The organism is Pseudonocardia sp. SID8383 (assembly GCF_009864975.1).
Lineage (GTDB): Bacteria > Actinomycetota > Actinomycetes > Mycobacteriales > Pseudonocardiaceae > Pseudonocardia > Pseudonocardia alni.
In genome coordinates, this window is the sequence record NZ_WWFY01000176.1 from 1 (window position 1) to 10,004 (window position 10,004).

A 10,004-nucleotide genomic window follows, 5' to 3' on the forward strand; every position below is an offset into this window, starting at 1 on the left:
TCGACGACGCCCCGGCCCACCACGCCGAAGCCGACGACCCCGCCGCCGACCACGCCGCCGGAGACCTCGACGCCGAAGCCGACCGACGAGGGCACCCCGGAGCCGACGACCGACCCGGTCCCGACGACGACCAACTCGGCCGCGCCGACCACCACCTCGCCCGACCCGACGACCACCACCGGGACCACGCCGCCGGAGACCTCGACCAGCGCCGTCGGCCTGGGCCCGGCGCAGTCCTCCGCGCTCTGACCCACCCGGGCCGGCCCGGCCGCGGCCGGTCGGTGCCCCGGGCGCGCCGTACGGACCGGCCGCGTCGCCGGTCCGTGGCGACGGTCAGTCGCGAGCGTCCTCCGGCCGGTCCCGCGGCCCCAGGTCGATCCCCAGGGACGCCAGCCAGGCCACGTGGTCGTGGTCGTGCCGGACCAGCCCGTCGAGCACGGCGTGCGACCGCTCCAGGGCGTATTCGGCCAGGTCGGTCCCGACCAGCCCCTGCGCCACGGCGGCGACGAACTCGTCGACGTCGATGACGTCGGTCCCGCGGCCGCGGCGCACCACGAGGTCCAGGTAGAGGTCGGTCATGTGCAGCCGCCTGCCCTCGCGGGTGATCGCGGCGACGTCGACGTACACGTCCTGGTCGCGTTCGTGCCCCGGCCGCCACTGCCAGTCCGACAGGCACACGCCCAGCTCCGGGAGCACCCAGGTCTCGATCCACCAGGCGTTCGGCCGGGCGACGACGGGCCGTGACAGGTACAGCCCCCAGGTCTCCTCGCGCAGTGTGGCGATCTCGCGGTGGGTCCCCTTGGTGTCGACCTGGACGCCCCGTTCGGGGTCGAAGGTCTGCGTCTTGGGCGGGTGCACGGTCGCCCATCCTGCCTCCTCCGGAGGATCCGGCGGGGCGCACGGGGGGAAAGTGTCGGGGGTCGCTCGTACCCTGGTGTCATGGCATTCGCGACCGAGGTCCCGGGCAGCGCGGCGGACTCCCGTGCCCGGGAGGACGCTGCACACCCGGACGCGGGCACCACCCCGACGGACACCCCGCGCGCGCACTCCGAGCACCGCCCGGTGGGTGCGGTCGAGCGGAGCACGGCCCCGTTCCGGGTGGTCAGCGAGCACGTCCCGGCCGGTGATCAGCCGACCGCGATCGCCGAGCTGGACCGGCGCCTCCGTGCCGGCGAGCAGGACGTCGTCCTGCTGGGCGCCACCGGCACCGGCAAGTCGGCCACCACCGCGTGGCTGATCGAGCAGCAGCAGCGCCCGACGCTGGTGATGGCGCCGAACAAGACCCTGGCCGCACAGCTGGCGAACGAGCTGCGGGAGATGCTCCCGAACAACGCGGTCGAGTACTTCGTCTCGTACTACGACTACTACCAGCCCGAGGCCTACATCGCGCAGACCGACACCTACATCGAGAAGGACAGCTCGATCAACGACGACGTCGAGCGGCTGCGGCACTCGGCGACGATGAACCTGCTGTCCCGGCGCGACGTCGTCGTGGTCGCCTCGGTGTCGTGCATCTACGGCCTCGGCACCCCGCAGTCCTACCTCGACCGGTCCGTCTCGCTGCGGGTCGGGGAGGAGGTCGAGCGGGACCGCCTGCTGCGGCTGCTGGTCGACGTGCAGTACACCCGCAACGACATGTCCTTCACCCGCGGCACGTTCCGGGTCCGCGGTGACACCGTCGAGATCATCCCCGCCTACCAGGAGCTGGCGCTGCGGATCGAGTTCTTCGGCGACGAGATCGAGGCGCTGTACTACCTCAACCCGCTGACAGGGGAGGAGGTCGAGCAGGTCGACGAGATCAAGGTCTTCCCGGCGACGCACTACGTCGCGGGCCCGGAGGCGATGGAACGCGCCGTGCGCGCCATCGAGGCCGAGCTGGAGGAGCGCCTCGCGCAGCTGGAGAACCAGGGCAAGCTGCTCGAGGCCCAGCGACTGCGGATGCGGACCCAGTACGACATCGAGATGATCCGCCAGGTCGGGTTCTGCTCGGGCATCGAGAACTACTCGCGCCACATCGACGGCCGCGGCGCCGGCACCGCGCCGGCCACCCTGATCGACTACTTCCCGGACGACTTCCTGCTGGTCATCGACGAGTCGCACGTGACCGTGCCGCAGATCGGCGGCATGTACGAGGGCGACATGTCCCGCAAGCGCAACCTCGTCGAGTACGGCTTCCGCCTCCCCTCGGCGGTCGACAACCGGCCGCTCACCTGGGAGGAGTTCGCCGACCGGATCGGCCAGACCGTCTACCTGTCCGCGACCCCGGGTCCCTACGAGCTCAACCGCACCGGCGGCGAGTTCGTCGAGCAGGTCATCCGCCCCACCGGCCTGGTCGACCCCGAGGTCGTCGTGAAGCCGACCAAGGGCCAGATCGACGACCTGGTCGCCGAGATCCGGGACCGGACCGCCAAGGACGAGCGGGTCCTGGTCACCACGCTGACCAAGAAGATGGCCGAGGACCTCACCGACTATCTGCTCGAGCTCGGGATCAAGGTCCGGTACCTGCACTCCGAGGTCGACACCCTGCGCCGGGTGGAGCTGCTGCGGCAGCTGCGGTCCGGCGAGTACGACGTGCTGGTCGGCATCAACCTGCTCCGCGAGGGCCTCGACCTGCCCGAGGTGTCGCTGGTGGCGATCCTCGACGCGGACAAGGAGGGTTTCCTCCGCTCCGGCACGTCACTGATCCAGACCATCGGCCGCGCGGCGCGCAACGTCTCCGGCCAGGTCCACATGTACGCCGACCGGATCACCGACTCGATGCGGTACGCCATCGACGAGACCGACCGGCGCCGCGCCAAGCAGGTCGCCTACAACACCGAGCACGGCATCGACCCGCAGCCGCTGCGCAAGAAGATCGCCGACATCCTCGACCAGGTCTACCGCGAGGCCGAGGACACCGAGGCCGTCCCTGTCGGCGGGTCGGGCCGCAACGCCTCGCGCGGCAAGCGGGCGGCGGGGGAGAAGGGCCGTCCGGCCGCGGCGGGCAGCTCCGGGGTGGCGGCGAAGGACACGGCGGGCATGCCGCGTGCCGAGCTGGCCGACCTCATCCAGCAGATGAACGACCAGATGCTCACCGCCGCACGGGACCTCCAGTTCGAGCTGGCGGCCCGGCTCCGTGACGAGATCGCCGACCTCAAGAAGGAGCTGCGGGGGATGGACGCGGCCGGGGTGTCGTAGGCGGGTCCCGCGGCGGGGCGCGAGGTCGCGCCCCGCTACCGTGGTCCACCGTCGTCCCCGAGCGGCCGCCGGGCTCCGCCCGTCGCGCGGCCCGTACCCGTCCGGCCCGGCCGCACACGGAGGAGCCCGCGTGACCGTCACCCGCACCCCGCACGACCCCGACGTGCCCGCCGCTCGCGGCGGGGCCGCCGCGGTCCTCGTCGGACGGCTGCGGACGGCGGCGCTCACCCCCTGGACACTCGTGGTCACGGTGCCGCTGCTGGCCGCGGCGCTGTACTGGTCCTGGTTCCGGCTGCGCGACTACGCACTCGACCTCGACGTCTACCGGATCGGCGTGCAGGTCTGGCTGGACGGCGGTGACATGTACGGTCGGCTCCCGCTGCCCCTGCACGGGCCCGAGCTGCCCTTCATCTACCCGACCTTCGCGGCGATCACGATGGTGCCGCTGACCGTGGTGCCCTACGCCGTCGCGTTCACCGCCCAGTTCATCGCCTCGGTGCTGTCGCTGGCGGTCTGCATCGCGCTCACGATCCGCGTCGCGTGGCCCGCGGGCGGGCGGCGGGCCCCGTTCGTGCTGGGCGTGCCGGTGCTGGCCGCGGCGCTGCTCACGGAGCCGGTCGCGCAGACCTTCGCCTTCGGCCAGATCAACCTCGTGCTGATGCTGCTCGTGCTGGTCGACCTGCTCGCCCCGCGGACCTGGTGGCCGCGCGGGCTGCTGCTCGGCCTGGCCGCGGCGATCAAGCTGACCCCGGGCGGGTTCGTCCTGTACTTCCTGGTGCGGCGGGACTGGAAGGCGGCGGGCGTCGCCGTCGTCACCGGCATCCTCGCGACCGGCATCGGGTTCGTCGTCGACCTCGACTCCTCGGTGCGGTACTGGTTCGTCGGGGGACCGGCGGCCGGGGTCAGCGGCTCGACGTTCTTCTCCAACGAGACCGTGCAGGCCGTGCTCGCCCGCCAGGAGGTCCCCGACCCCTGGTTCCACATCCTGTGGCTGGGCATCGTCGCCGTCCTGCTGGCGCTGGCCGTGCCGGTCATCCGGCGCTCCGAGCCGGTGATCGCGATGTCGGCGACGGCCGCCGTCGTGCTGATGGCGACCCCGACCGCCTGGTCGCACCACTGGGTGTGGGTGGTGCCCGCGCTGGTCGGGATCGGTGCGCACGCGGTGCGGTACCGCAGCGCCGGGTGGGCCGCGGTCGGCGCGGTGATCGCCGCGATCTTCTACATCGCGCCGTTCCGCTGGATGCCCAACGTGTGGGGCGTCGAGATGAAGTGGAGCCTCTGGGAACAGTTCCTCGGGGCCAGCTACGTCATCCCCGCCGCGCTGACCCTCGGACTGGGCTGCTGGTACGTCACCCGGGGCCCGGGCCGTCCCGGCGGTCCGCGGGCCCCGCACGCCGAACGGCGTCACGTCCGCTCCTGACCCTCCGGCGGGGGCCGCCCGGGCACGTCCGCCCGCGACTATGGCGCGGGTCACGGACACCCGCCTACTGTGGGAGCCGGAGGTGCCGGTGGAGCCAGTCGACGACGACCGGAACCGGGCAGGTGTGTGCGCCGTCCGCCCGGGGACCGACCTCGGTCGGCACGCCCGGATGCTGTCCCGGCTGCACGACGCGGTGCTGTCCGGCGACGCGCGCCCCGACGACACGGCGCGCGGACGTCGGCTGGTCACCCGCTCCTGGGACCGGGTCCGGGCCCAGGGCGTGGACCCCGACGCCGGTGAGCCGCCCGGCCCGCTGGACGCCGCCGTCGTCGAGCAGCGCCGCGCGACGTCACCGCTGGTGCCGGTGCTGCCCGCGCTGCGTGCCGCGCTGACCTCGGTCGCCGAGGACGCCCGGCACGTGATGGTCGTCTGCGACGCCGACGGGGTCCTGCTGTGGCGGGAGGGGTCGACCGCCGTCCGCCGCCGCGCCGACGCGCTGGGGTTCACCGAGGGTGCGGAGTGGTCCGAGCAGTCGGTCGGCACCAACGCGATCGGGACCGCGCTCGCCGAGGGCGGGCCGGTGCAGATCTTCTCCGCCGAGCACTTCGTACGCAGCCACCACGGCTGGACCTGCACCGCGGCCCCCGTGCACGACCCGCGCAGCGGCGAGCTGCTCGGCGTCGTCGACCTGTCCGGGCCCGCCGAGACCATCCACCCGACGACCGTCGCGCTCGTCGACACCGCGGTGCGGCTCGCCGAGGCCGGGCTGTGGCAGCGTCACGAGGCCCGCCTCGACGCGCTGCGCACCATCGGCGCCCCGATGCTCGCCGGCGACACGGGGCCGGGCCTGGTGGTCGACGACCACGGCTGGGTCGCCGCCGCGTCCGGGCTGCCCGGTGTCGAACGGGTCGCCGCACCGGTACCGGAGCGCCTGATCGCCGTCCACGGGCTGGGGCCCTGCCTGCCCGAGCCGGTGCCCGGCGGCTGGCTGCTGCGCCCGGCGTCCGGCGGGAGCAGGCGGATGCGGCTGCGCCTGGACCTGGACGGCCGTCCGCCGCAGGCCGTCATCGAGGGCACGACCCGCTGGGTGCACCCGCTGTCGACCCGGCACGCCGAGGTCCTGGTGCTGCTGGCCCGGGCCGGGGCGGGCGGGCTGGACGCGGCGACGCTGTCCCAGGGGCTCTACGGCGACCGGGCGCACCTGGTCACCGTCCGCGCCGAGATGTCGCGGCTGCGCCGGAACCTGGGCGGGATCCTGCTGGCACGCCCCTACCGGATCGCCCCCGAGGTCGAGCTGGACCTGACGGGGCTGGCCGGCAGCCGGGTCGTACGGGAGTCGACCGCGCCGGGCGTGGCCGTCCTGCGTCGCGACTGAGCGACCCCGTCGCTGCAACCCGCCTGCAACGCTGTCCGTGACCCGCGTCACCGGCTGGACTGGGGTCGCGGGAACGTCCCGCCGCGGCAGGGACGCCGCCACGGCGGCCCGCGCGAGCGAACTGGGAGGCCGACATGGGTGTCGCCGTGGTCACCGGAGCCGGACGCGGGATCGGGCGGGGCATCGCCCTGCGCCTGTCACGGGACGGGCACGCCGTCGCGGTCAACGACCGGGACGCCCACGGCGCCACCGCCGTCGCCGAGGAGATCCGCGCGGCGGGCGGGACCGCGGTGGCCTACCCGGCCGACGTCACCGACCCCGGCGCGGTCACCGCGATGGTCGGCCAGGTCGCCGAGGAGCTCGGCGGTCTGGACGTGATGGTCGCGAACGCCGGTATCGCCCAGGTCAAACCGCTGCTCGAGGTCACCCCCGAGGACCTGCGCACCATCTTCGACGTCAACGTGTTCGGCGTCGTCCACTGCCTGCAGGCCGCGGCCCGCGTGATGATCGACCGGGGGACCGGCGGCAAGATCGTCAACGCCGCGTCGATCGCCGGGCACCAGGGCTTCGCCCTGCTCGGGCACTACTCGGCGACCAAGTTCGCCGTCCGCGCCCTGACCCAGGCCGCGGCCAAGGAGCTGGCCCCGCACCGGATCACCGTGAACGCGTACTGCCCGGGGATCGTCGGCACCGACATGTGGGACCTGATCGACGAGCAGATGGGCGCCCGCAGCGGCGCGGGGAAGGGCGAGACGCTGAAGCAGTACGCGGCCGGTATCCCGCTGGGCCGGGTGCAGACCGCCGACGACGTCGCCGCCTTCGTCTCCTACCTCGCCGGTCCGGACTCCGACTACATGACCGGCCAGGCCGTCATGATCGACGGCGGGGTGGTCATGGTCTGAGGGCCCACCGGGTGCCGGGCCGCGCGGCCGGCCCGGCACCGCGGTCAGCTGGTGATGTCCTTGGTGCGGAACCGCCACGCCGCGAGCCCCAGGAACAGGCTCGCGTAGCAGACCGCGGAGAACGTCCCGTAGGTCATGTCCGACCAGTCGACGTCGGTCGCCAGCAGCGCAGACCAGGCGTCGCCGTAGTGCGTCGGGAGGAAGTCCCGGATGATCCCCAGGTCCTCGATCTGGTCGATGATCTGGGAGACGATCGAGGCCATCACCGCGCCGCCGACCGCGCCCAGCGGGGCGTCGGTGCTCACCGAGAGCAGCAGCGCCAGCCCGGCCACCCAGCTCAGCTGCACGGTCACGTACAGCGCGCCGAGCATCACCCGCCCGGCCGCGCTCCAGAACGGCAGCGACTCCCCGATCGGCGAGACCAGGTCGCCGGTGCCGTAGGCGATCGCCCCCACCACGAGCGACGCGACCGGGAGCAGCAGCAGCGCCGCCACCGACAGCACCCCCGCGACGACGGCCTTCTGCCGCAGCAGCCGCGCCCGCGGCACCGGGACGGCCAGCAGGTAGCGCAGCGACGACCACGACGCCTCCGAGGCCACCGTGTCGCCGAAGAACAGCGCGACCAGTACCACCAGCAGGAAGCTCGCCGAGGCGAACAGCGTGAACACCGCGAAGTTCGCGGCGCTGCCCGACGCCAGGTCGACCAGGCTCGGGCCACGGGCGCCGGGCTCGTCGTCGCCGAGGGAGAACGCCGCCCACAGGATGATCGGCATCGCCACGACCAGCGCGAACGCGACCTGGGTGCGACGGCGCTGGAGCTGGCGGACCAGCTCGGTGCGCAGCGGCATGGTCCGTCCCGGGACGGCGGGCGGCGCGGCCCGGCCGGTCACGAGGTCGCCGACGTGCCCACGGCGGGTCGAGAGCTGACGGTCGTCACTCACGAGGTACCTCCGACGTCGCGCCCCTCGGGGCCCACCAGTTCCAGGAACGCGTCCTCCAGCCGCCCGCGCGGCCCGGCCGCGCTGACCGCGACCCCGCCGGACACCAGCGCGGCGACGGCGTCGGCGCGGGCGGTGCCGTCGAGATGGGCGTGCACGACGCCCGGCTGGTCCCCGGTGACGACGTCGGTGACGCCGTCGAGGGCGGCCAGCACGGCCCGGGCCCGGCCGGTGTCGTCCACGGTGAACGACGAGCCGCCCCCGGCCGCCATCAGCTCGGCGACCGTCCCCGCGGCGACGACCGTGCCGCGGTGCATGACCACGACCTCCGAGCAGGTCTGCTCCACCTCCGACAGCAGGTGGCTGGACACGAGCACGGTCCGGCCGCCCGCGGCGTAGCGGCGCAGCAGCTCGCGCATCGCGTGGATCTGGGGCGGGTCGAGCCCGTTGGTGGGCTCGTCGAGGATGAGCAGCTCGGGCAGGCCCAGCATCGCCTGCGCGATCGCGAGGCGCTGCCGCATGCCCTGGGAGTAGGTGCCGACGCGGCGGTGCACCGAGTCGCCGAGCCCGGCGATCTCCAGCGTCTCCTCCATCCGCGCCTGCTCCGGCGGGCGGCCGGTGGCCTCCCAGTAAAGTCGCAGGTTCTCCGCGCCCGACAGGTGCGGCAGGAACCCGGGGCCCTCGACGAACGCGCCGATCCGGGACAGCACCGCCGCGCCGGGACGGACGGGGCGACCGAACGCCGTCATCGTCCCGGCGGTGGGCGCGATCAGGCCCATGAGCATGCGCAGGACGGTCGTCTTGCCGGCGCCGTTCGGGCCGAGCAGGCCGAGCACCGCACCGCGCGGCACGGTGAACGACACGTCCGACACCGCGGCGAACCCGTTGCGGTAGATCTTCGCCAGCCCGCGGACGACCAGCGGCGGCGCGTCGCCGGGCACGTCGTCGTCGGAGGGCTCGGTCCGGCGCGACCGCAGCCGCGCCACCAGCCACACCAGGAGTGCCGCGGCCAGCACCGCGGCGATCCCGAGCACCGGCCACAGCGGAACGGTCCCCGCCGACTCGGTGCGGCCGGGCACCTGGGGCACCGACAGCGCGGTGTCCCCGGCGAGCCCGACCCGCCACACCGCAGGGTCGGCGCCGGAGTCGTAGCCCTGGTCGGTCGTCGACAGCTGCACCAGCAGGCGGCTGCCCGCCTGCACCGGCGCGACGACGCCGGGCAGCGTCACCGTCGCCTCGGCGGGGGAGCCGTCGGCGGGGACGGCGATCCGCAGCGGTGCGACGGCGTTGCCCAGCAGCGTGCTGCGCCCGTCGGGGGTGAGCGTGGTGAGCGACGCGAACAGCACCGCGGTGTCCGGGGCGGGCTGTCCGGCGACCCGCGCGACGCGCACCGTCACCCGCGGCGCCCCGGAGGGCTGCATCGCGTCGGCGACGGGCGCGGTGAGGAACCGGGCGGACTGGCCCGGCGTCGTCAGGCCGGACAGGCCGCCGAGCGAGCCCAGCGACCCGAGCGCCGAGCCGAGGCCGGGCAGCGACGTGAGCGCCGACGGGTTCCCGCCCGGTGGGTGGACGACGGTCTGCTCGCCGCCGTCCAGGGGCAGCGCGGTCGTCGGGGCGGGTCCGGAGCCCGCGGTCAGGCCGGGGTAGGCCCCGGCGAGGACGGTCCGGCCGGTGGGGGTGTCGCCGCGGGTGCGGACGGTGCTGCGGACCTGGTAGGCGAAGGGGGCCTCGGCGAAACCACCGGTGGTGCCCTGCGCCGCGGGCAGGCCGCGCAGGTGTTGGTCGAACCAGTCGGCGATGCGGGCGCGGACCTCGGAGTCGGGGCCGCCGCCGTCGTGGCCGCCGGCGAACCACAGCACCGACACCGGGGTGCCGTTCGCGGCGATCTGGCGGGCGTTCGCGTCGGCCTGGTCGAGGCCGAACAGGGTGTCCTGCTCGCCCTGGACCAGCAGTGTCGGTGCGGTGATCCGGTCGGTGACGGTCGCGGGGGAGGAGCGGCGGAGCAGCTCGGCCAGCTCCGGGGAGACGCGGCCGGTGCGGGCGGCCTCGCCGTAGGCGGCGCAGACGTCGCGGGCGAAGCGTCCGCAGATCGGGTCCGGCCCCGGCCGTGACGCGTCCTGTCTCCGGCCGGCGGCCGCGCCGGTCGCCGTGGCGTCTCCCGGACCGTCCGCGGTCCCGGCGGCGGTGCCCGG

General features: G+C 74.4%; 8 protein-coding genes. 4 read left to right on the forward strand and 4 right to left on the reverse strand.

What is annotated here, in order from left to right:
* Both GTW08_RS04285 and GTW08_RS04290 read right to left on the reverse strand, forming a co-directional pair.
* Positions 1-254, reverse strand: a 254-nt coding sequence (locus GTW08_RS04285; protein WP_202416381.1) for a hypothetical protein, incomplete at its 3' end; no start/stop codon positions are given.
* A 79-nt stretch (positions 255-333) separates the two neighbouring features.
* Positions 334-858 carry a DUF402 domain-containing protein gene (locus GTW08_RS04290; RefSeq protein WP_073576978.1) on the reverse strand — a complete coding sequence of 175 codons (525 nt, stop codon included), beginning with the start codon at positions 856-858 and terminating at the stop codon, positions 334-336.
* An 81-nt stretch (positions 859-939) separates the two neighbouring features.
* Here GTW08_RS04290 and uvrB point away from each other — a divergent pair, with 81 nt between their 5' ends.
* The 4 genes from uvrB to GTW08_RS04310 all read left to right on the forward strand — a co-directional run bounded on the left by uvrB (position 940) and on the right by GTW08_RS04310 (position 6,874).
* A complete protein-coding gene (gene uvrB / locus GTW08_RS04295) occupies positions 940-3,177 on the forward strand; it encodes an excinuclease ABC subunit UvrB (RefSeq protein ID WP_202416382.1) in 2,238 nt (745 codons plus the stop codon).
* 130 nt (positions 3,178-3,307) lie between these two features.
* Complete coding sequence (locus tag GTW08_RS04300) at positions 3,308-4,597, forward strand: glycosyltransferase 87 family protein (protein ID WP_073576977.1); 1,290 nt, start codon at positions 3,308-3,310, stop codon at positions 4,595-4,597.
* Positions 4,598-4,685: 88 nt separating this feature from the next.
* On the forward strand, positions 4,686-5,972 hold the full coding sequence (locus tag GTW08_RS04305) for a GAF domain-containing protein (RefSeq protein ID WP_253068810.1): 1,287 nt from the start codon (positions 4,686-4,688) through the stop codon (positions 5,970-5,972).
* Between the two features lie 134 nt (positions 5,973-6,106).
* Positions 6,107-6,874 (forward strand): acetoin reductase, encoded by a 768-nt coding sequence (locus GTW08_RS04310; protein WP_073576976.1) that lies wholly within the window; start codon positions 6,107-6,109, stop codon positions 6,872-6,874.
* Between the two features lie 44 nt (positions 6,875-6,918).
* Here the strand turns inward: GTW08_RS04310 and GTW08_RS04315 are convergent, their stop codons facing one another.
* Together GTW08_RS04315 and GTW08_RS04320 are read right to left on the reverse strand one after the other, a co-directional pair.
* Positions 6,919-7,815, reverse strand: a complete 897-nt coding sequence (locus GTW08_RS04315; RefSeq protein ID WP_073576975.1) for an ABC transporter permease — start codon at positions 7,813-7,815, stop codon at positions 6,919-6,921.
* The coding region (locus tag GTW08_RS04320) for an ATP-binding cassette domain-containing protein (RefSeq protein ID WP_161151443.1) at positions 7,812-10,004 on the reverse strand (2,193 nt) is incomplete at its 5' end. The genes GTW08_RS04315 and GTW08_RS04320, both read right to left, overlap by 4 nt.